This window comes from Pseudomonas sp. RC10 (assembly GCF_038397775.1).
Classification (GTDB): Bacteria; Pseudomonadota; Gammaproteobacteria; order Pseudomonadales; family Pseudomonadaceae; genus Aquipseudomonas; species Aquipseudomonas bambusae.
The window spans coordinates 6,600,113-6,621,118 of sequence record NZ_CP151650.1; the positions used below are offsets into that span (position 1 = coordinate 6,600,113).

General features: G+C 60.8%; 19 protein-coding genes. 7 read left to right on the forward strand and 12 right to left on the reverse strand.

Annotation, left to right across the window (positions count from 1 at the left end):
* Positions 1 to 108: 108 nt before the first annotated feature.
* A complete protein-coding gene (argA, locus tag AAEO81_RS29590; RefSeq protein ID WP_296187740.1) occupies positions 109 to 1,407 on the reverse strand; it encodes an amino-acid N-acetyltransferase in 1,299 nt (432 codons plus the stop codon).
* A gap of 129 nt (positions 1,408 to 1,536) precedes the next feature.
* Positions 1,537 to 2,685, reverse strand: coding sequence for an acetylornithine deacetylase (gene argE, locus AAEO81_RS29595; RefSeq protein WP_341960703.1), 1,149 nt, complete (start codon positions 2,683 to 2,685; stop codon positions 1,537 to 1,539).
* Positions 2,686 to 2,869: 184 nt separating this feature from the next.
* Between argE and AAEO81_RS29600 the strand changes: the two genes are divergently transcribed.
* A complete protein-coding gene (locus AAEO81_RS29600; RefSeq protein ID WP_341960705.1) occupies positions 2,870 to 4,237 on the forward strand; it encodes a CYTH domain-containing protein in 1,368 nt (455 codons plus the stop codon).
* A 117-nt stretch (positions 4,238 to 4,354) separates the two neighbouring features.
* Here AAEO81_RS29600 and AAEO81_RS29605 read toward each other — a convergent pair whose 3' ends face one another.
* Positions 4,355 to 4,825, reverse strand: coding sequence for an Lrp/AsnC family transcriptional regulator (locus AAEO81_RS29605; protein ID WP_341960706.1), 471 nt, complete (start codon positions 4,823 to 4,825; stop codon positions 4,355 to 4,357).
* 151 nt (positions 4,826 to 4,976) lie between these two features.
* On the opposite strand from AAEO81_RS29605, the gene AAEO81_RS29610 reads away from it, so the two are divergent.
* Both AAEO81_RS29610 and AAEO81_RS29615 read left to right on the forward strand, forming a co-directional pair.
* Complete coding sequence (locus AAEO81_RS29610) at positions 4,977 to 5,321, forward strand: hypothetical protein (RefSeq protein WP_341960707.1); 345 nt, start codon at positions 4,977 to 4,979, stop codon at positions 5,319 to 5,321.
* A 112-nt stretch (positions 5,322 to 5,433) separates the two neighbouring features.
* Positions 5,434 to 7,218: a GspE/PulE family protein gene (locus tag AAEO81_RS29615; RefSeq protein ID WP_166594155.1), complete on the forward strand. Its 1,785-nt coding sequence runs from the start codon at positions 5,434 to 5,436 to the stop codon at positions 7,216 to 7,218.
* 255 nt (positions 7,219 to 7,473) lie between these two features.
* Here the strand turns inward: AAEO81_RS29615 and AAEO81_RS29620 are convergent, their stop codons facing one another.
* Both AAEO81_RS29620 and AAEO81_RS29625 read right to left on the reverse strand, forming a co-directional pair.
* The gene (locus tag AAEO81_RS29620; RefSeq protein WP_341960708.1) at positions 7,474 to 8,523 is read right to left on the reverse strand and encodes an L-idonate 5-dehydrogenase; all 1,050 of its coding nucleotides are present in this window, start codon (positions 8,521 to 8,523) and stop codon (positions 7,474 to 7,476) included.
* Positions 8,524 to 8,537: 14 nt separating this feature from the next.
* Complete coding sequence (locus AAEO81_RS29625; RefSeq protein WP_341960710.1) at positions 8,538 to 9,308, reverse strand: glucose 1-dehydrogenase; 771 nt, start codon at positions 9,306 to 9,308, stop codon at positions 8,538 to 8,540.
* A 161-nt stretch (positions 9,309 to 9,469) separates the two neighbouring features.
* Here AAEO81_RS29625 and AAEO81_RS29630 point away from each other — a divergent pair, with 161 nt between their 5' ends.
* The 4 genes from AAEO81_RS29630 (at position 9,470) to AAEO81_RS29645 (ending at position 12,320) form a co-directional block, all read left to right on the forward strand.
* Complete coding sequence (locus AAEO81_RS29630; protein ID WP_341960712.1) at positions 9,470 to 10,363, forward strand: LysR substrate-binding domain-containing protein; 894 nt, start codon at positions 9,470 to 9,472, stop codon at positions 10,361 to 10,363.
* A gap of 111 nt (positions 10,364 to 10,474) precedes the next feature.
* Positions 10,475 to 11,428, forward strand: coding sequence for an SPFH domain-containing protein (locus tag AAEO81_RS29635; RefSeq protein ID WP_166594151.1), 954 nt, complete (start codon positions 10,475 to 10,477; stop codon positions 11,426 to 11,428).
* 3 nt (positions 11,429 to 11,431) lie between these two features.
* On the forward strand, positions 11,432 to 11,878 hold the full coding sequence (locus AAEO81_RS29640) for an NfeD family protein (RefSeq protein ID WP_341960714.1): 447 nt from the start codon (positions 11,432 to 11,434) through the stop codon (positions 11,876 to 11,878).
* Between the two features lie 124 nt (positions 11,879 to 12,002).
* Positions 12,003 to 12,320 (forward strand): DUF2388 domain-containing protein, encoded by a 318-nt coding sequence (locus AAEO81_RS29645; RefSeq protein WP_166594149.1) that lies wholly within the window; start codon positions 12,003 to 12,005, stop codon positions 12,318 to 12,320.
* 72 nt (positions 12,321 to 12,392) lie between these two features.
* On the opposite strand, the gene gcvH is transcribed toward AAEO81_RS29645, so the two are convergent.
* The 7 genes from gcvH to pepP all read right to left on the reverse strand — a co-directional run bounded on the left by gcvH (position 12,393) and on the right by pepP (position 20,945).
* On the reverse strand, positions 12,393 to 12,776 hold the full coding sequence (gene gcvH, locus AAEO81_RS29650; RefSeq protein ID WP_341960715.1) for a glycine cleavage system protein GcvH: 384 nt from the start codon (positions 12,774 to 12,776) through the stop codon (positions 12,393 to 12,395).
* 70 nt (positions 12,777 to 12,846) lie between these two features.
* On the reverse strand, positions 12,847 to 13,929 hold the full coding sequence (gene gcvT, locus AAEO81_RS29655) for a glycine cleavage system aminomethyltransferase GcvT (protein WP_341960717.1): 1,083 nt from the start codon (positions 13,927 to 13,929) through the stop codon (positions 12,847 to 12,849).
* Between the two features lie 155 nt (positions 13,930 to 14,084).
* A complete protein-coding gene (locus tag AAEO81_RS29660; RefSeq protein WP_341960718.1) occupies positions 14,085 to 15,701 on the reverse strand; it encodes an iron ABC transporter permease in 1,617 nt (538 codons plus the stop codon).
* A 182-nt stretch (positions 15,702 to 15,883) separates the two neighbouring features.
* Entirely contained in the window at positions 15,884 to 16,885 is a 1,002-nt protein-coding gene (locus AAEO81_RS29665; RefSeq protein ID WP_341960719.1) for an extracellular solute-binding protein, read from the reverse strand.
* Positions 16,886 to 17,133: 248 nt separating this feature from the next.
* Positions 17,134 to 18,354: a 2-octaprenyl-3-methyl-6-methoxy-1,4-benzoquinol hydroxylase gene (locus AAEO81_RS29670; RefSeq protein ID WP_166594144.1), complete on the reverse strand. Its 1,221-nt coding sequence runs from the start codon at positions 18,352 to 18,354 to the stop codon at positions 17,134 to 17,136.
* 72 nt (positions 18,355 to 18,426) lie between these two features.
* The gene (gene ubiH / locus AAEO81_RS29675; RefSeq protein WP_341960722.1) at positions 18,427 to 19,614 is read right to left on the reverse strand and encodes a 2-octaprenyl-6-methoxyphenyl hydroxylase; all 1,188 of its coding nucleotides are present in this window, start codon (positions 19,612 to 19,614) and stop codon (positions 18,427 to 18,429) included.
* Positions 19,611 to 20,945: a Xaa-Pro aminopeptidase gene (gene pepP / locus AAEO81_RS29680; RefSeq protein WP_341960723.1), complete on the reverse strand. Its 1,335-nt coding sequence runs from the start codon at positions 20,943 to 20,945 to the stop codon at positions 19,611 to 19,613. Before pepP ends, ubiH begins: the two co-directional genes overlap by 4 nt.
* Positions 20,946 to 21,006: the final 61 nt, after the last annotated feature.

The following is a 21,006-nucleotide window of genomic DNA, read 5'->3' on the forward strand; positions in this document are numbered from 1 at the left end:
GTGTCAGGATGGTCGCGGTTGCAGATATTGCTGCCGCTGCGCGTCAGATCGCAGGCAAGCCAGCTCCTACGGCCTCCGGCCAGAATCAAAAGCGCATCGCATGCAGAACTAAATCGCCTTCTCGAAAATCTTCGAATTACGCTGATAGTTGTACAGCGACGCACGGGCGCTCGGCAGGCGATCAACGCTGCTCGGCTCGAAACCGCGCTCGCGGAACCAGTGGGCCGTACGGGTCGTGAGGACGAACAACGTCTTCAAACCCTGAGCCTTTGCCCGCTCTTCGATGCGCTCAAGCAGCTCGTCGCCGCGCCCGCCGTGACGGTATTCGGGATTCACCGCCAGACACGCCAGCTCGCCCGCTTCGGAATCGGCAATCGGGTACAACGCCGCACAGGCAATGATCAGCCCTTCACGCTCGACCACGCTGAACTGCTCTATCTCGCGCTCCAGCACTTCGCGGGAACGGCGCACCAGAATGCCTTGCTCTTCTAGCGGCGTGATCAGATCGATCAGGCCGCCAACGTCGCCAATCGACGCCTCGCGCACCAGCTCGAACTGTTCCTGCGCCACGAGCGTACCGCCGCCCGCGCGGGTGAAGAGTTCGGAGAGCAGCGCACCATCCTCGGCATAACTGACGATATGACTGCGCGCCACGCCGCCACGGCAAGCCTGTGCAGCGGCGTCCAGCAATTCCGCCTGATAGTTGCTGCCAAGGCGCTGCAAGTGGGCCGGGACTTGTTGAGGCCGCAGTTCACGCACCAGACGCCCCTGCTCGTCCATCAGGCCGGATTCAGCGCCGAACAGCAGCAGCTTTTCAGCACCCAAGTCGATGGCGGCGCGGGTGGCGACGTCTTCGCAGGCGAGGTTGAAGATTTCTCCCGTCGGCGAGTAGCCCAGAGGCGACAGCAGCACAATGGAGCGTTCGTCGAGCAGGCGATTGATCCCTTTGCGGTCGATCCGACGGACTTCGCCGGTGTGTTGATAGTCGACGCCTTCCAGCACGCCAATCGGGCGGGCCGTGACGAAATTGCCGCCAGTGACGCGCAGCCGCGAGCCCTGCATCGGCGACGCGGCCATGTCCATCGACAGGCGCGCTTCGATCGCAATCCGCAACGCTCCCACGGCGTCGATCACGCATTCCAGGGTGGCAGCGTCGGTGACACGCAATTCGCGGTGAAAATGCGGCGTGATACCGCGCGCTTCAAGGCGACTTTCGATTTGCGGACGAGAGCCGTGAACCAGCACAAGACGTACGCCCAGGCTGTGCAAGAGCACCAGGTCGTGGACGATGTTGCCGAAGTTCGGGTGTTCAACGCCGTCGCCGGGCAGCATGACGATGAAGGTGCAATCCCGGTGGGCATTGATGTAGGGAGACGCGTGGCGGAGCCAATTGACGTAATCGGGCATATCCGAATGAGCCTGTAATAAAGAGGGACGAAGGGTGAAAACACTCACAGCGGCATGAGCTTTATCGTCGGAACAGGCATCGCAACACGCGTACTCTCCTTCTGGATGGGTTTGGGCTGTAGTGCCAACTCACATCGGAGTCAGGCAGTAATGTTCGATCAATTGACGCAATAGACGCACTGTAGGCTGCAAACGTGACATTTCGAGATATTCGCCCGGCTGGTGCGCGCAAGCAATGTCGCCCGGCCCCAGCACGATCGTTTCGCAACCAAGGCGCTGAAGATAAGGCGCTTCGGTGCCAAATGCCACTGCTTCAGCCGTATGACCCGTCAGACGCTCGGCGACCCTTACCAGTTCCGCATCGGCGCTCTGTTCGAACGGCGCGCATTCCGAGAACAGCGGCGCGTAGTCGATCTTCACGTGATGCTGCTCGGCCAGCGGTTGCAGCTTCTGGCGAATCGCGGCGCGGAGCATTTCCGGGTCCATGCCCGGCAGCGGGCGAAGGTCGAACTCCAGCGAACACTGGCCACAAATGCGGTTGGGGTTGTCGCCACCGTGGATGCAGCCGAAGTTCATGGTCGGCTGCGGCACGCTGAATTGGGGATTGTTGAACTGGGTTTGCCATTGCTGGCGCAGGCCTTTGAGCGCGCCAATCGCGTCGTGCATCGCTTCGAGAGCGCTGTGTCCCAGGCTGGGGTCCGACGAATGGCCACTGCGCCCGAGAATGTCGATGCGCTCCATCATCACACCTTTGTGCAGGCGAATCGGCTTGAGGCCGGTCGGCTCGCCAATCACTGCGGCACGCCCCAACACGCCTCCCGCTGCCGCGAGGGCCTTGGCGCCCGCCATTGAGCTTTCCTCGTCACAGGTCGCGAGGATGATCAGCGGTTGCTTGAAGGGTTTGTCGAGCAAAGGCTGCAACGCTTCGATGGCCAGCGCGAAAAAGCCTTTCATGTCGCAGCTGCCGAGTCCCACCCAACTGCCGTCCACTTCTGTCAGCTTCAGCGGATCGGTCTTCCACAGCGCGTCGTCATACGGGACGGTGTCGCTGTGGCCCGATAGCACGAGACCGCCAGGGCCAGTGCCGTAGGTCGCCAGCAGATTGAATTTGCCGGGGCTGACTTGCTGGATGTCACACGCGAAACCCAGATCGCCCAACCACGTAGCCAACAGGTCGATGACGGTGCGGTTGGATTGGTCTAGCGCGGGCTGCGTGCAGCTCACAGAAGGCGCGGCGATCAGGGCCGCGAACTGGTCTTTCATGGACGGCAACGGCATAGGCGTGTCCTCTAATGCAGGCGCAATGTGCGAACCATCATAGGGTGATTGGGCCGCTGGAATAAACTGTCACGGGTGATGTCCTGTACACTGCACGACCCGCGCAGCTGTGTCGATTCCGGCTGCGTCCCCTTGTTCAAGAGATAGAGCGCCTATCCGCGATAGCGCGCCTGGATTCCCGGCCATGCAGAAAGAAACCGAAATCAAACTCCGCGTCAGCCGAGAAACCCTGACTGCCCTGCGCGATCACCCGCTGCTGAAAAAACGCAACAAAAGTGGCTGGGAGCGGCTGGAGCTGTTCAACCAGTACTTCGACACCCCCGAGCGCGAGCTGGCCCATGCCAAAGTGGCCCTGCGCCTGCGCCGTGATGGCGACGCGATCATCCAGACGTTGAAGACCCGTGGCCAGAGCGTGGCCGGGCTGTCCGAGCGCAACGAGTACAACTGGGATCTGCCCAAGGCCAAGCTGGACCTGAAAAAACTCGACGGCGAATGCTGGCCCGAGCAACTCGCCGATCTGGACAAAAAAACCATCAAACCGCTGTTCACCACCGATTTCGTGCGTGAGAAAGCCGAGATTGCTTGGGGCCGTGGCAAATCCAAGGTCGTGATCGAAGCGGCGCTGGACTTGGGCAACGTCATCGTCGGCAAGCAGAAGGAAGAAATCTGCGAGCTGGAACTCGAGCTGCGCGAAGGTGAGCCTGCCGCGTTGTTGGAACTGGCCGCCGAGCTGGCTGAAAAACTGGCGCTGATGCCGTGTGACATCAGCAAGGCCGAGCGCGGCTATCGCCTGTTCGATGCCGGCAGCTACTCGGTCAAATTGCCGCTGCCAGAGTTGCATGCCGAAACATCCGTGGACGACGCCTATAGCGCGCTGGCCTGGTATCTGTTGGGCAGCAGCCAGCGTCTGGCCGAGCAATATCGCTTCAATGGCCACTGGAGCCTGTTGCAGGAGTGGGTGGAAGTGCTCGCCGAACTGCGCGCCTTGACCGGCAGCCTCGGCCAGGCCGCCCCACGCGCCAGTACCCATGACCTGCGCGCCGCGCTGGACGCCCTGCTCGAAGACTGGCGCACGCTGGTTCAGGCCGGTCAGGAAGACGCGGATGTTCGCGCCGCTGCCCACGAGCAATTCATCGAAGAGCTGGAAGACCCGCGTTGGGGCCTGTTCTCGCTGACGACCTCGCGCTGGCTGATGGAACGCAGTTGGACCGCCGAGCGCAACAACCGCGGCAATCGTCAGGGCAACGCGATGCTGAGCAGCTGGGTCCCGCGCTTCCTCGGTGACGAGGCCATTGCGTTGAATCTCGCGCGTTATCAGCAGCAGCCGGAAGACCTGGCCGAGCAACTGCCGCGCATCGAGCGCATTCAAGTCTGGCTGCACTACGCCCGCCAGACCGTTGAACTGCCTGAGCTGGACCGTTTATACGGCGAGCTGAACAAGCTGGAGCAACTGGCACACCTGGACATCAGCGACGAAATCCTCGACGCCCGCGTGCAACAGACCATCACCGTGCTGCAAAGCCGGGCATGGAAGACGCTGTTGAAGCTTTAAGCAACATCGCAATCCCTACTGTAGGAGTGAGCTTGCTCGCGATAGCTATATGTCAGCTATGGAGATGCTGAATGGCATACCGCAATCGCGAGCAAGCTCACTACTACAGGATCTGCGTCATCGGACGATCGGCAAACTCGTCGTCGATTTGATTTCCGACAAGGCCACCGTCGAATTCACCTCCTGAATCCCCGGCACCAGTGACAGTTTCTCGAAGAAAAACCGCTCATACGCCTCGATGTCTGGCGTCACAATGCGCAGCAAGAAGTCCACCGACCCCATTAACACGTAACACTCCAACACCTCCGGAAACCCGCGAATCGCTTCGGTGAATTCCGTGAAGTTCGAGCGGCCGTGGGCGTTGAGTTTCACCTCGGCGAAAATCTGCGTGTTCAACCCGATTTTCTTGCGGTCCAGCAGTGTGACCTGCCGCCGGATCACGCCCTCGTCCTTGAGTCGCTGAATCCTGCGCCAACACGGCGATTGCGACAGTCCGACCGCTTCGGCGATCTGCGCACTGGAGAGCGACGCGTCCTCTTGAAGCAGGGCCAGAATCTTACGGTCGTAGGCATCCAACTCGATTTGCATAATTTATTCTCAGAAACTTTTGATGGCGCATTAACAAGTCGAAATAAGTTTAATACGGCCCAAGACCGACCAGATATTTCTTTTTCCGCATGTAAAACTCTCTTCCACTCGTCAGCCCACCCATTTCATAGACGAAACAGGAGAGTTCAGCATGCCGCACCTCGAAGCCGTTCCTACCCCGCATCGTCATGACGCCTGGTCGGCCAACAACGCGCACTGCCGCTCGCGTTACCAGATTCTTGCCGAAGCCGAGCCAGACCTGATCTGCCGGGTGCTGAATTACTTCGCGATGCAGTACCTGACTCCACAACAGGTCAGCGTCTTGCAGCAGGAAGGCATGCTGATGATCGAAGTGGAAGTGGACGGCATGACGTGGCATCGCGCGCAGGTGATTGGCGAAAAAATGCGCAATTTGATCAATGTTTGTTCAGTGGAGCTGGAACCCATCGGCGATTTTCACGTCCTATCCGAGCCCGTCTCACTGGCTGTCGGTTGAGAACGCCGAAAATATTGGCAACGCTTCACTACCTGCAGGACGCAACAACTGGCACGCTTGGGACTACTCTTGCTTACCTACGAAGTAAGCCGTCTCGTCCAAAGGAGCCCGCATGTCCGTCCTTGCCCCCTCGTCCCAGGACCGCTGGCTGGATCTCAATGAAGTTCTGCGCGATCTGGTCGCACAGGGTTATCTCGATCAGGACAATGCCGAATACGCACTGACCTTGCGCCGCACCGCGCAGAACCTGCAAACCCATCCTCTTGAATTCATCGCCGCTCAGCAGTTTGAGAACCTCAAGCGCCCCGGCAAAAAACTCGACCTCGAATCCCTCACCGCCTGGCTCGCCGAGCAGGCGGGTCAGCCCTACCTGCGCATTGACCCGCTGAAAATCAACGTGGCCGCCGTTACGCCGCTGATGTCCTACGCCTTCGCCCAGCGCCACAAGATTCTCGCCGTCGCCGTAGACCGGGAATGCGTGACCATCGCCAGCGCCCAGCCGTACGTGAAGGCGTGGGAAGCCGACCTGATGCACGTGCTGAAAATGCCGATCAAGCGCGTGGTCGCCAACCCGGTCGATGTGCAGAAACTGGCCGTGGAGTTTTACCGGCTGGCGAAATCGGTCAGTGGCGCCAGTGCGACTGATCAAAAAGTGAGCAATCTGGGCAACTTCGAACAGTTGCTCAAGCTCGGTGCCAGCGATCAGGAGCCAGACGCCAACGATGCGCACATCGTCAATATCGTGGATTGGCTGTTCCAGTACGCCTATCAACAGCGCGCGAGCGATATTCACATCGAGCCCCGTCGCGAAGCGGGCACCGTGCGCTTTCGCATCGATGGCGTGTTGCACAACGTCTATCAATTCCCGCCACAGGTGACGATGGCGGTCACCAGCCGCCTGAAAAGTCTGGGCCGGATGAACGTTGCCGAGAAGCGCAAACCTCAGGACGGCCGCGTCAAAACCAAGACCCCCGATGGCGGCGAAGTGGAGTTGCGTCTCTCGACCTTGCCCACCGCGTTCGGCGAGAAAATGGTGATGCGGATTTTCGACCCGGAGGTGCTGCTCAAGGACTTCGACCAACTGGGCTTTTCCGGTGATGACCTGCGGCGCTGGGAAGGCATGACCCACCAGCCTAACGGCATCATTCTGGTGACCGGGCCGACGGGTTCCGGCAAGACCACGACGCTGTACACGACACTGAAAAAACTGGCGACCTCGGAGGTAAACCTCTGCACCATCGAGGACCCGATCGAGATGGTCGAGCCTGCGTTCAACCAGATGCAGGTGCAGCACAACATCGATCTGTCCTTCGCCAGTGGCGTACGCGCACTGATGCGGCAAGACCCGGACATCATCATGATCGGCGAGATTCGCGACCTGGAGACCGCTGAAATGGCAATTCAGGCCGCGCTCACCGGTCACTTGGTGCTCTCGACCCTGCACACCAACGATGCGCCGAGTGCCATCAGCCGTCTGTTGGAACTGGGCGTGCCGCATTACCTGCTCAAAGCCACGATTCTGGGGGTTATGGCGCAACGTCTGGTGCGAACGCTGTGCCCGCACTGCAAAGCGCCGGTGGAAATCGACGAAGCGGACTGGCAGGCCCTGACCCGGCCTTGGCAAGCAGGTGTGCCGAGCGGTGCGCACCGGGCGGTGGGGTGCGCAGAGTGTCGAGACACGGGCTACAGAGGACGTGCGGGGGTGTACGAAATCATGCTGATGTCGGACGCCGTCAAGACGCTGATCACGGCCGACCTCGACCTCACCGCGTTGCGTCGGCAGGGCTTCAAGGACGGCATGCGCAGCCTGCGTCTCTCAGGCGCACAAAAAGTCGCGGCGGGACTGACCACCATCGAAGAAGTGCTGCGCGTGACGCCGCAGAGCGAACAGCGATAGCACCGGGATGAGCGCCCCCCCTCCCTGTGGGAGCGAATTTATTCGCGAAAGGTAGAACATCCACTGCATCTCCGTCGTCTGTACTGGCCAATCGCGAATGAATTCGCTCCTACAGAGGTTTGTCTGTGCCGCCAGGTCTGAGTCAGACGCGCATCCCTCTGTAGGAGCGAATTTATTCGCGAGGCGGCAGACCAGACGATAAAGCCGTATCGGTCATGCCATTTCTCGCGAATAACTCGCTCCCACAACAGGTGTTCACAGATCCTTGACCCCAAAATCCAGCACCACTTTCATTGCTTGCTGCTTGTCCCCCGCCAATTCGAACGCCTGAACCGCGTCGTTGAACGGGATCGTGTGAGAAATCACCGGGTTCACATCGATCACCTTGCGGTTCAATAAATCCACCGCCTGCGCGAATTCAGGGTGAAAGCGGAAGGTGCCGCGCAGGTCGATCTCTTTGCCGACCACCAGATTCAACGGGATCGACACATCGCCACCAAGCCCGACCGTCACGACCACGCCTCGGGGCCGTACGCAAGTCAGGCCGTCGCGCAAGGCCTGAGCGCTTCCGGAGGCTTCGAACATCACGTCGAAATGCCCTTTCTCGGCGGTGTAACGGGTCAGTGCTTCAGGTTCGTCTTTCAGATTGTGCGCCTCACTGGCGCCCATTTGACGAGCGCACGCCAAGGCGCTGTCGCTGAGGTCCGCCGCCACAATCTGCAACGCACCGGCAGCGCGTAGGCCGCCAATCAACAGGTTGCCGATCGGTCCGCAGCCGGTCACCAGCACGCGCTTGCCGAACACACCGCCCGCACGCTGGATCGCGTGTAATCCTACTGACAACGGCTCGGCCAGCGCGCCCTCGGCCAGGGTCGTCGTCGGCGCCAACAGGTGCGCCTGGCTGCTGTCGATCACCAGGGTTTCGCGAAAGGCACCCTGAATGTGAGGGAATGGCATCGCGCTGCCGTAAAAACGCATGTTCAGGCAGTGGTTGGGCAGCCCTTCGTGACAGTATTTGCAGCCGCCACAGGGGCGCGAAGGCGATACCGAAACGCGCTGGCCGACACTGAAACCGCTCTGCGCGTCGCCCACTTCTTCGACGACCGCGGAGATTTCATGGCCCAGCACCATGGGCTCTTTCAGGCGCACGGCCCCAAAACCGCCGTGCTGGTAGTAATGCAGATCCGAACCGCAGATGCCGCCCCGGGCGACGCGCACGCGCAACTGGCCAGAGGTCAGCGCGGAGGTTTGCTCCTCGGCTTCGACGCGCAGGTCTTTCGGGGCGTGGCAGACAATGGCTTGCATGGAAGCTCTCCGAATCACAACGACGCCGTGATGGCGCCATCGACATAAAGAATGTGGCCGTTGACGAAGCTGGAGGCATCGGACGCGAGGAAGACCGCAGCCCCTGCGAGCTCAGAGAGTTCACCCCAGCGACGACTCGGCGTGCGCTGCACCAGCCAGTCGCTGAACTCAGGGTTCGCGACCAGCGCCGCATTGAGCTCGGTTTTGAAATACCCCGGCCCGATCCCGTTGACGCTCAGCCCGTGCGGACCCCAATCGATCGCCATGCCCTTGGTCAGCATTTTCAGCGCGCCCTTGCTCGCAGCGTAAGGGGCGATGTTCGGGCGTCCCAGCTCACTCTGGACCGAACAGATATTGATGATCCGCCCCCGCCCGCGAGGAATCATGCACCGGGCGACGGCCTGCCCGACGAAAAAAGCGCTGTCGAGGTTGGTCCGCATCAGCTCGCTCCAGTTCGCTTCGCTGAATTCGGCCAATGGCGCACGACGCTGAATGCCTGCGTTGTTGACTAGAATTTCCAGCGGGCCGACGCGCTGTTCGATGTCCTGAACCGCCGCGCTCACTGCTGTGCTGTCAGTGACGTCGAAAGACTGAGTGTGGACCTCGTGCCCCTCAGCAGCCAGCGCCGCAGCCGCCGATTGCAGCGTTTCGACGTTGCGCCCATTGAGGACGACGCGCGCGCCCGCCTCTGCCAGCCCCCGCGCAATCGCCAAGCCGATACCCGCACTGGACCCGGTGATGAGCGCCACTCTTCCATCAAGGCGAAAGCTTTCCAGAACGGCCATGGTGTCTCCTCGTGTCGGACCGATATCGAATCATCCGTTGTGATGAGTCGCGTCAACGTCCATCATCCGTAAAAGTCGATACTTCAGCGCATCCTTCGTACCGGGTCCAATGGTCGTTGATGATCGGCTGATCATTATTTTTGATCACCAACGGAGTCGCCTTGGAACTCAAGCATCTACGGGCCTTTGTGACGCTGGCGGAGGAGCTGCATTTTGGTCGAGCTGCCCAGCGGCTGGCCATTGTTCAGCCCGCCTTGAGCATGCAGATCAAGTCACTGGAGACGTGGCTGGGCGTTCGCCTGCTCGACCGCAATCGGCATTCGGTGACGCTGACCGAGACCGGACAGCTGTTCCTCGACGAAGCCCGGGCAACGCTGCATCAGGCGCAGCATTCAGCCGATGTGGCGCGCGGATTGGGGCGTGGCGAGACGGGGCGCATTCGGTTGGGGTTCGTCTCCTCAGTGCTGCCTGAGCTGCTGCCCACGCTTATCCGGCAGTCGCATCAGCGTTATCCCGGCATTCAGCTGGAACTCAAGGACATGCCGGGGCCGGAACAGGTGCACGCCCTCAAAAGCGGACAGCTCGACTTCGGCCTGATGCGCCTGCCCGCCCCCCATGCCGGTGTGCAGACGCAGGTGGTGCTGCACGAACCCATCATCGTCGCCCTGCCCGCCGATCATCCGCTGACGGCGTTGGAAAGCCTCGATGTGCAAGCCTTGGCGCATCTGCCGGTCCTGATGCTTGCCCGGCGCTACGCAGCCGGTTTTCACGACGGGCTGTTGCGGGCGATTGCTCATGAGGGCGGCAAGCTTGAGGTGGCGGAAGAGTTGGGTGAATTCACGACGATGCTCGCCCTCGTGTCCGCTGGGCTGGGCATCGGCCTGCTGCCCTATCACGCGGGACGGGCGCTGCCGCCCAACGTCGTGTCGCGACCTTTGCAGCTTGGCGATTACCGTGCCGTGACCGGGCTTGCGTGGACCTCGCTCGACACCGCCGTGAAGACCACGGTCTTCAACCTGATGCGCGAGCTATTCTTCAATGAGTCGCTTGCGTGACCCATACGCTGGCGCCTTGAGCGGGGCTGTTACAAGAAATATTCGCAGAACGGATTCCGATCCCCGTACTCTTCGCCGCATTCTTCACTCAGCAATCGACAGGGACAGGTTATGCAAATTGGTAGTGTGGTTTTACTCTTCGTCGCGTTGGCCATCGCCATCGTGTTCATGGGGTTCAAGGTCGTGCCGCAGGGGTATCAGTGGACCGTCGAGCGTTTCGGTCGCTACACCAACACCCTGAAGCCGGGTTTGAACATCATCGTGCCGGTGGTGGATCGCATCGGGCACAAGATCAATATGATGGAAACCGTGCTCGACATCCCGCCGCAGGAAGTCATCACGTCCGACAACGCGACGGTGCAAATCGACGCGGTGTGCTTCTATCAGGTGGTCAACTGCGCCCAGGCGGCGTACGAGGTCAACAACCTGCAGCATGCGATCCGCAACTTGCTGCAGACCAACATCCGCACCGTGCTCGGCTCAATGGAATTGGACGCCATGCTCAGCCAGCGCGATGGCATCAACGAACGCCTGCTGCGCATCGTCGATGAGGCGACCGCGCCGTGGGGCATCAAAATCACACGAATCGAGATCAAGGACATCAGCCCGCCCGCCGACTTGATGGCGGCCATGTCCGGGCAGATGAAGGCCGAGCGGATCAAGCGCGCACAGATTCTTGAAGCCGAGGGCCTGCGCGCGTCGGCCATTCTGACTGCCGAAGGCAAGAAACAGGCGCAAATCCTCGAAGCCGAAGGTGAGCGTCAGGCCGCGTTTCTCGAATCCGAGGCCCGGGAACGTCAGGCAGAAGCCGAGGCCCGTGCGACGCAAGTGGTGTCCGAGGCCATTGCCGCCGGTGACGTGCAAGCCATCAATTATTTCGTCGCGCAAAAATACATCGACGCGCTGGGCAGGCTGTCGTCGGCGAACAACAGCAAGGTCATCCTGATGCCTCTGGAGGCGAGCCAAATGATCGGCGCCATTGGCGGAATCGGGGAAATCGTCAAAGCGACGTTCGACAAGGGACCGCTCGACAAGAGCAGACCCGACACCGGCAAGCGGGTCTGAGCCATGTGGGATTACCTGCAAAATCTGTCGTTCTGGGACTGGCTGGGACTGGGCACGGTGCTGCTGATTCTGGAAGTCTTCGGTGCGGGCGGCTATCTGCTCTGGATCGGCGTGGCAGCGGCAGGTGTCGGCATTCTCACGTACATCATCCCGGCCATGAGCTGGGAAGTGCAGTTTCTGCTGTTCGCCGTGCTGTCGGTGCTCACGGCGCTGTACTGGTGGCGGCGACAGCGTAACGTGTTGCGCAAATCTGACCAGCCAGGCCTGAACATGCGGGGCTCGGAGCTGATTGGCCGGACCTTCGTCGTGCATGACGCGATCGTCGGCGGGCGCGGCAAGATCAAGGTCGGTGACGGGGTGTGGATGGTGGTCGGGCCAGATACGCCTGCTGGGGATCATGTGCGCGTGATTGCGCAGGAAGGCGCGATTTTGAAGGTCGAAGCAGCGTGATTTGTCGAATCGAGAAGGCGCTAGAGGAGTGACTGCCGCGAGGTTTTAACGGAGGTTGTGGAACTAGATCAGGACGCGGCGTATCAAATCGTTTCAGAACAACCAAAGTCGGAGTACCCCCGTCATGCGTCTAAAACTTGCTGTAGCCACGTTAGCTTTGCTTTCCCTGCCGGTCGGTTCAGCAATGGCTGACGGTTTCCTGCGCGACGTTCTGTCGTCTGGCGCCACCACCGGTTCGACCTACCTGACCTTCCGGCATCACAAACTGATCGTCGCAGCGCAGGACGATGCAGGCAGCTTCGTCGCCAGCAACGGCGCCATTCGTGGCCCGTATCTGGAAGCGGCGCTGAATCAGGTGCGTCAGGACAATCCGAGCCTGAATGCGTCGGACATGGATCTGGCCAACGCGATTCTGGCGAAGAATCTGGTGGCTGAGCAGTAAGCCTGTGCAGGAGCGTGCTTGGTCACGTACGACCCGGACCAAGCGCGCGCCTACAAACGCCTTTGCGGTGGCTTATTCGCCGATGGCAGCCTTGTAACCGGCAGCGTCCAGCAGTTTGGCGAGATCGCCTTGGGCATTGCTTGGCTTGACCTTGAAGATCCATGCGCCGTAAGAGTCGGAGTTCAGCGATTCCGGGGCGTCGCCCAGCGCTTCGTTCACTTCTACCACTTCACCGGCAACCGGCGAGTAGATGTCAGAAGCCGCTTTGACTGACTCGACCACACCCGCCGCGTCGCCGGCAGCGAACACCTTGCCAATTTCCGGCAGCTCGACGAACACCACGTCACCCAGCGCTTCCTGCGCATGATCGGAAATACCGACAACAATCAGATCACCCTCTTGCTTGGCCCATTCGTGGCTTTCGGCAAAACGCAGCTCGGCGGGAACGTTGCTCATAGTCTTTGTCCTCTCTACATCATCAGGTCAGCGGAAAGCCCGCCAAAGGGAATTGTTCTTGAAAACCGGGTTAAACCAGGGTCTTGCCGTGTCGCACAAAGGTCGGCTGAACCACGCGAACCGGGTACCACTTGCCGCGAATCTCCACCTCGGCGCGGTCACCTGTCGCAACCGGCACACGCGCCAAGGCAATCGACTTGCTTAGCGTAGGAGAGAAACTACCACTGGTGATCTCTCCTTCGCCAACTTCCGCTATTCGGACGACCTGATGTGCGCGCAAAACACCACGCTCCTCCAGGACAAGCCCTACAAGCTTTGAGGCAGCCCCTTTCGCTCGTTCAGCCGCCAACGCGGCGCGTCCGATGAAATCGCGATCCTCTGGGGTCCATGCGACTGTCCAGGCCATATTGGAGATTAACGGTGAGACCTGTTCGTCGATTTCCTGACCGTAGAGATTCATCCCCGCTTCGAGACGCAGCGTGTCACGAGCGCCCAGACCAATTGGCGGAATGCCCGCGCCCACCATGTCGTTGAAAAAGCTGCAGGCCTGATCGCCTGGCAGGATGATTTCCAGCCCGTCTTCCCCGGTGTATCCGGTGCGCGCGATAAACCAGTCACCTTCCTGCTGACCTTCGAACGGTCGCAAGGTGTGGATCAGTTCAGTGCGGGCTTGTGTGACGAGTTCGGCGATCTTCTGTCGGGCGTGCGGCCCCTGAATGGCCAGCATGGCCAACTCGGAACGGTGCGTCAGGTGCACGTCGAAACCGGAAAGGTGGGCGTTCATCCAGGCCAGGTCCTTGGCGCCGGTGGCTGCGTTGACCACCAATCGATAACCCGAGTCGGTGAGGTAGACGATCATGTCGTCGACGATCCCACCTTGGGTGTCGAGCATCGCGCTGTAGAGCGCGCGCCCGGTGTGCTGCAACCTGCCGACGTCATTGGCCAGCAGGTGTTGCAGCCAGGCCTTGGCTTGGCTGCCGGTGATGTCGATGACGTGCATATGCGACACGTCGAAAATCCCACAGTCGCGGCGCACCTGATGGTGTTCTTCGACCTGTGATCCGTAGTGCAACGGCATATCCCAACCACCAAAATCGACCAGCTTCGCGCCGAGGGCGAGGTGCAGGTCAAACAGGGGCGTACGCTGTCCCATGGGTGTCTCCTTCCGGGCTTGGCGAAGACGCGGCGTCTCACAATTACCGCAAATCCCCCGTAATTTGGGGTCTGAAGCCTTTGCGAATATGCGGAATTGTCTGACAGACCGCGTCGATTGCGGCGCATTGTAGCCGCAAGGTCGTGCCCCCGCACCTAGCCGATGGGTCTGGCCGAACGTCTGATCAGGCCAATCACCGGGAGTAAACCGACAAGGACCAATGTCAGCGCCGGTAAAGCCGCTCGCGCCCACTCGCCTTCGCTGGTCATTTCAAAGATGCGCACCGCCAGCGTGTCCCAGCCAAACGGGCGCATCAGCAACGTGGCGGGCATTTCCTTAAGGACGTCGACGAACACCAGCAATGCAGCGCTCAAGGTGCCGGGAATCAACAACGGCAGATAAATCTTGAAAAACAAACGTGGCCCACTGACACCCAAGCTGCGGGCCGCCTCGGGGAGCGACGGGCGAATCCGCGACAGGCTGTTTTCCAGGGGGCCGTACGCGACGGCAATGAAACGCACCAGATACGCCAGCACCAACGCTGCCAGGCTGCCGAGCAACAGTGGCTTGCCCGCGCCCCCCAGCCAGCTGGACAGCGGCACCACCAGCTCACGGTCCAGATAACTGAATGCCAGCATGATCGACACCGCCAGCACGGAACCCGGCAGCGCATAGCCGATGTTGGCCAGGCTGACACCCGAACGAATCGCACGGGTCGGCGCCAGTCGGCGAGCAAATACCAGCACCATCGCCACGCTGACCGTCACCAGCGCCGCGATACCGCCGAGATACAGCGTGTGCAGGATCAGCCCGGTGTAACGCTCGTCCAGATCAAAACGCCCGCGCTGCCAGACCCACACGATCAATTGCAACAGCGGCACCACAAACGCGCAGGCAAAGACCAGCCCACACCAAGTGGATGCCGCAACCGCCTTGAGGCCGTGCAAGTGATAGAGGGCTTGGACTCGGGGCCGCTCGTTGCTGGTGCGACTGGCGCCCCGCGCACGATGCTCGCCGTACAACAGCAGCATCACCGCCAGCAGCAGAAGACTCGCAAGCTGAGCTGCACTCGACAGGCTGAAGAACCCATACCAAGTCTTGTAAATGGCGGTGGTGAAGGTGTCGAAATTAAAAACGGAAACCGCACCGAAATCTGCGAGGGTTTCCATCAGGGCTAACGCGACGCCCGCGCCGATTGCCGGTCGTGCCATCGGTAGCGCCACGCGCCAGAACGCCTGCCAGGGAGACTGTCCGAGAATCCGCGCCGCCTCCATCAAGCCCTTCCCTTGAGCGAGGAACGCCGTGCGCGCCAGCAGGTAAACGTAGGGATAGAAGACCAGCACCAGCACGACGATCACCCCGCCGGTGGAGCGTACGCGAGGAAAGCGGATGCCGGTGCCAAACCATTCGCGCATCAGCGTTTGTACGGGGCCCGCGAAGTCGAGCAGGCCGACGAACACGAAGGCCAATACATAAGCAGGGATGGCAAACGGCAGCATCAAGGCCCAATCGAGCCAGCGACGGCCGGGGAATTCGCACAGGGCCGTAAGCCACGCCAGACTGACGCCCAAAATCGTCACGCCCACGCCCACACCGATCACCAGCGTGAGTGTGTTGCCAAGCAGGCGCGGCATCTGGGTTTCCCACAGGTGGGACCAGATTTCATGATCCACGGTGTCCCACGAGAGCAGCAAAACGCTCAGCGGCAGAAGGACGAGCGCAGCGATGGCAAAAACGAGGGGATACCAGCGGCGCTGGGCGGGATGGGCCAAAGGGGGTCTCAGAAAGTCTGTGAGTCGTAGAGAATCACTGTGGGAGCGAATTCATTCGCGATGCGGCGCCAAGCGCATATACCTGCATCGCCTGACGCATATTTCGCGAATGAATTCGCTCTCACAGAAACGTGTGTTGGCTGCGGTGTCGATGATCGATCAGATGTCGATGCGGCGCAGAATCAATTCCAACCCGCACGATCCATCATGCGAATCGCCTCGGCCTGGCGGCGTCCGGCAATTTCCACAGGAATGGTGTCGGCCTTGAACTCGCCCCAGCTCGCCACTTCTTCCGACGGTGCCACTTTCGGGTTTGCAGGGAATTCCTGGTTGGTGCCCGAGAAAATCTTTTGCGCGTCAGGCCCTGTCATCCACTCCACCAACGCTTTCGCAGCTTCGGGGTGTGGCGCGTGTTTAGTCAGGCCGATGCCCGACAGGTTGACGTGAACGCCACGGTCCGTCTGGTTGGGCCAGAACAGGCGCACGGCCAGATCCGGGTTTTGCTTGTGCAGGCGGCCGTAGTAATAGGTGTTGACGATCCCCACATCGCATTGCCCAGCGTTGATCGCTTCCAATACGGCGATGTCATCCGAAAACACGTCGGTGGAAAGGTTGTTGACCCAGCCCTTGAGCACTTTTTCTGAAGCCTCGGCGCCGTGGGTTTCGATCAGCGTGGCGGTCAGCGACTGGTTGTAAACCTTCTTCGCCGTGCGCAGGCACAGGCGGCCTTCCCACTGTTTGTCAGCCAACGCCTCGTAGGTGGTCAGTTCCGCTGGCTTAACCCGGTCGGTCGAATACGCGATGGTCCGCGCGCGCAGGCTCAAGCCGGTCCAGGCGTGACTGGCAGCGCGGTATTGCGGGGGAATGTTTTCGTCGATCACCGGCGAGGTGAAGGGCTGGAGAATGCCCATCTGCTCAGCCTGCCAGAGGTTGCCGGCATCGACCGTGAGCAGCAGGTCCGCCGTCGCGTTCTGCCCCTCGGCCTTGATGCGCTGCATCAGCGGCGCTTCCTTGTCGGTGATGAACTTGACCTTCACACCGGTTTTGGCGGTGTAGGCATCGAAGACCGGTTTGATCAGCTCGTCGATTCGGGAGGAATACACCACCACTTCATCAGCGGCCTGGGCGGTGCTGCCGAGCACGGACAATGCCAGGACAGCCAGAAGACGCTTGCTCGCCTGCATGCTGAAATCTCACGTTTTCAAAATGAGGCGAAATGGTAGTGAATCGCATCCACGAAGTCCGGATCGAGCAGTTACCAGATGTTGCAGCGTGAGATGATGCCGAGACGTCTGAAAGGAGCGGTCATCTGTAGGAGCGAATTTATTCGCGAGGGGCGTATGAAGACCGACACACCTCTGGCGCCTGACGCATCTTCGCGAATGAATTCGCTCCTACAGAGAGTCCCGTTCCCAACGCGAAACAGGCGGGATCAGATCTTCGCCAGCTCCGGCAAATCACCGGTCAACCCCAACGCCTGGCGAACGAACATCGCCTTGGCTTCAGATGACTGATCGACCATCTTCAAACCGGTATTGCGCAACCAACGCACTGGCAACGGATCGGCCTGGAACAGACGCTCAAAGCCCTCCATCGCGGCCATCAGCGCCAGGTTATGAGGCATGCGACGGCGCTCAAAGCGACTCAACACCTTTTGGTCCGCCAGACGCTCGCCGCGCTCTACGGCGTTGTGAAGTACTTCGGCCAGCACGGCCGCATCAAGGAACCCCAGGTTTACGCCCTGGCCTGCCAATGGGTGAATGGTGTGCGCCGCATCGCCGATCAACGCCAGCCCGTCCGCCACGTACCGCTTGGCATGACGCTGACGCAGCGGGACACACAAACGCGGATCGGCTGAAATAACTTGACCCAAACAGCCTTCGAACGCCTTCTCAAGCTCGCGACAGAACGCGTCATCTTCCAGCCTCATCAAGCGCTCGGACTCTTCGGGCGTGACCGACCAGACGATGGAGCACCAATGCTCGCCTTCACGCTCAAGCGGCAAGAACGCGAGAGGGCCTTCGTCGGTGAAACGCTGCCACGCCGTCCTTTGGTGGGATTGTGCCGTGCGCACGCTGGTGACAATGGCGTGATGCATGTAGTCCCATTCGCGGGTGGCCATGCCGGTCATGCGTCGAACCGTGGAGTTGGCGCCGTCGGCTGCGACCACCAGTGGCGCACGCAGGGTGCGACCATCGGACAGGGTCAGCAGCCAGTCATCCCCGGAATGCCGGATCTGTTCCAGGCGCGCATTGGCCAGCAGGCCAATGTCGGAATCGTGCAAACGCTCGACCAACGCATCCTGAACCACACGGTTTTCGACGATATGACCCAGCACCTGCGCGTGCACGCTGGATGCGGAGAAATGCACCTTGCCCGTGCCGCTGCCGTCCCACACGTGCATGTCGCTGTAAGGGCTGACGCGCCGCGAGACCATGCCTTCCCAGACATTCAGACGCTCAAGAATCCGCTGGCTCGCCGCCGACAACGCGCTGACACGCGGTTCGAAGGGCGTGCTCGCGTCGAACGGTTTGACGCTCAACGGGCTGCCATCGACCACCAGAATGTTCAACCCGCTGTTTTGCAGCGCCAGCGCGAGTGCGCTACCGACCATTCCGGCCCCGACAATCAGCAGATCTGCGCGCGTTTCCATGCTTTGAATCGTCTCGTTGGTGGCTGGCGCCACGGAATGAAGTGCGGCATTAGCCACGAATAAAAGAAGGGGTCAAACATCGGCCCGCGTTCCCAGCCCCATGGCCTGACGAGCAAACCAGCTTTTGGCCGACGGCAGCAGGTCGAGACCGAGCAGGCCGATATTGCGCCCTGCCGTGATCGCCGCCTGCTGGCTCCCAAACAGGCGCGTGACCTGATCGGAAAAGCCCACGGTCAGTTTCTGGTCCAGAAATTGGCGGTCGCGGTAGGCCTGCAAGGTCGTCAGATCCCCCGGCGTCGCATCGCTGGCGAGCAGCGCTTCGGCCAATGACGCGGCATCGCGCAGGGACAGGTTGAAGCCCTGCCCGGCAATCGGGTGCAGGCTGTGCGCGGCGTTGCCCAACACCACCAGATGCGAGCGCACTTGCTCTTCCGCTTCGATCAACGACAGCGGGTAAGTGTGGCGTACGCCGACCTGCTTCAGCGCGCCGAGTCGGTAACCGAACACGCTCTGTAATTCGCTGAGGAAACTGCGGTCGTCCAATGCCATCAGCCGTTTGATTTCGTCCGGTTTGCGAGTCCAGACCAACGCACAGCGATTTTCCGGCAACGGCAGTAGCGCCATCGGGCCTTCTTCGGTGAAGCGCTCGAACGCCTGACCGCAATGGGCCTCGCCGGGGGTGATGTTGGCGATCAACGCGCTCTGATCGTATGGCGTGGCGCGCACGCCGATGCCGAGCTGTTCGCGCAGATTCGAGCGGCCGCCATCCGCAAGGATCGCCAGGTCGCAGTCCAACTGGGTGTCGTCGTTCAGGGTCAGGCGATAGCCTTCGGGCTGCGCCTGCATCTGTTTGACTTCAGCGGGCACGCGCCAGGTAATCACATCTTTATCAAGACCCTGCCAGAGGCATTGCCCGAGCCAGGCGTTTTCCACCACATAGCCCAGCGCGGGTACGCCTTCCTGCATCGAGGACAGACGCGCTGCGCCAAAACGGCCTTTGTCGGAAACCTGGATTTGCAGGATTGGCTCGGCGCGGCGGCTGATCTGCTGCCACAGGCCCAGGCGTTCGTAAATTTGCCGAGCGCCGAAGGACAGCGCCGATGAACGCGCGTCGTAACTCGGTTGATAGGTATCGCCCGGCGCGAAGGGTTCGATCATGACGATCTTCCAGCCCCGCGCCTTGGCACCCGCCTGCAACGCCAGCGCCAGACTCGCGCCGACCAGCCCGCCACCCACAATCGCCAGATTGAAACGGCTCATGCAGCTTCGGTTCGCGCAGCGGCCATCAGGGCCTCGATGTCAGCCACCGTCTTGGGCACGCCACCGGTGAGGATTTCACAGCCTTTTTTGGTCACCACGACATCGTCCTCGATTCGTACACCAATTCCGCGCCATTTCTTCGCGACGTTCTGATTGTCCGGCGACACGTAAATACCCGGTTCAACGGTCAGCGCCATGCCGACTTCCAGCACACGCCATTCGCCGCCGACCTTGTATTCGCCGACGTCATGCACATCCATGCCTAGCCAGTGCCCGGCGCGGTGCATATAAAAAGCTTTGTACGCCTCGCTGGCGATCAGTTCACTGACCTCGCCTTGCAACAGGCCCAGTTCGACCAGCCCGGCAGTGATCACGTGCACCGTGGCCTCGTGGGCCTGGTTCCAGTGGTTGCCCGGTTTGATCGCCGCGAACGCCGCTTCCTGGGATTTGAGCACCAGTTCGTAGATCGCTTTCTGCTCCGCTGAAAACTTCCCGCTGACTGGAAACGTCCGCGTGATGTCGCTGGCGTAGCAATCGATCTCGCAGCCCGCGTCGATCAACACCAGATCGCCGTCCTTCAACGGCGCGTCGTTTTCCTGGTAGTGAAGAATGCAGCCGTTGCGGCCCGACGCGACGATGGAACCGTAAGCCGGCATCTTCGCCCCGCCCTTGCGAAATTCGTAATCCAGCTCGGCTTCGAGGCTGAACTCGTACAGACCGGCACGACTGGCCTGCATGGCCCGAACGTGGGCGCGAGCAGAAATTTGCGCCGCTTCGCGCATCACCTTCACTTCCGCTGCCGATTTATACAGGCGCATGTCGTGGAGCAGGTGATCCAGCGCAACGAATTCTTTCGGCGGCTGCGCGCCCAAGTGCGCCTTCGAGCGGATCACGTTGATCCACTCCATGACATGGCGATCAAACTCGGGGTTGCTGCCCATCGAGGAATACACCCGGTCGCGCCCTTCAATCAGGCCCGGCAGGATGTCGTCGATGTCCGTGATGGGGAATGCGTCGTCGGCGCCGTACTCGCTGATCGCGCCGTCCTGCCCAGCACGCAAGCCATCCCACAGCTCTCGCTCGGCATTGCGCTCGCGGCAGAACAGCACGTACTCGCCATATTCCCGACCGGGGATCAGTACGATCACCGCTTCCGGCTCGGGGAAGCCGCTCAAGTATTGAAAGTCGCTGTCCTGGCGGTACACATGTTCGACATCACGATTTCGAATGGCCACAGCGGCTGCCGGGAGGATGGCGATGCTGTTGGGCTCCATCTGCGCCATCAAGGCTTTGCGGCGACGGGCGTATTCGGCTTTCGGGATATGGATCATGGGCAAGTGCGGTCCTCCGGGTGGGCGCTCCGGTCATCAGCGCACGCAGGCCAATGACCGA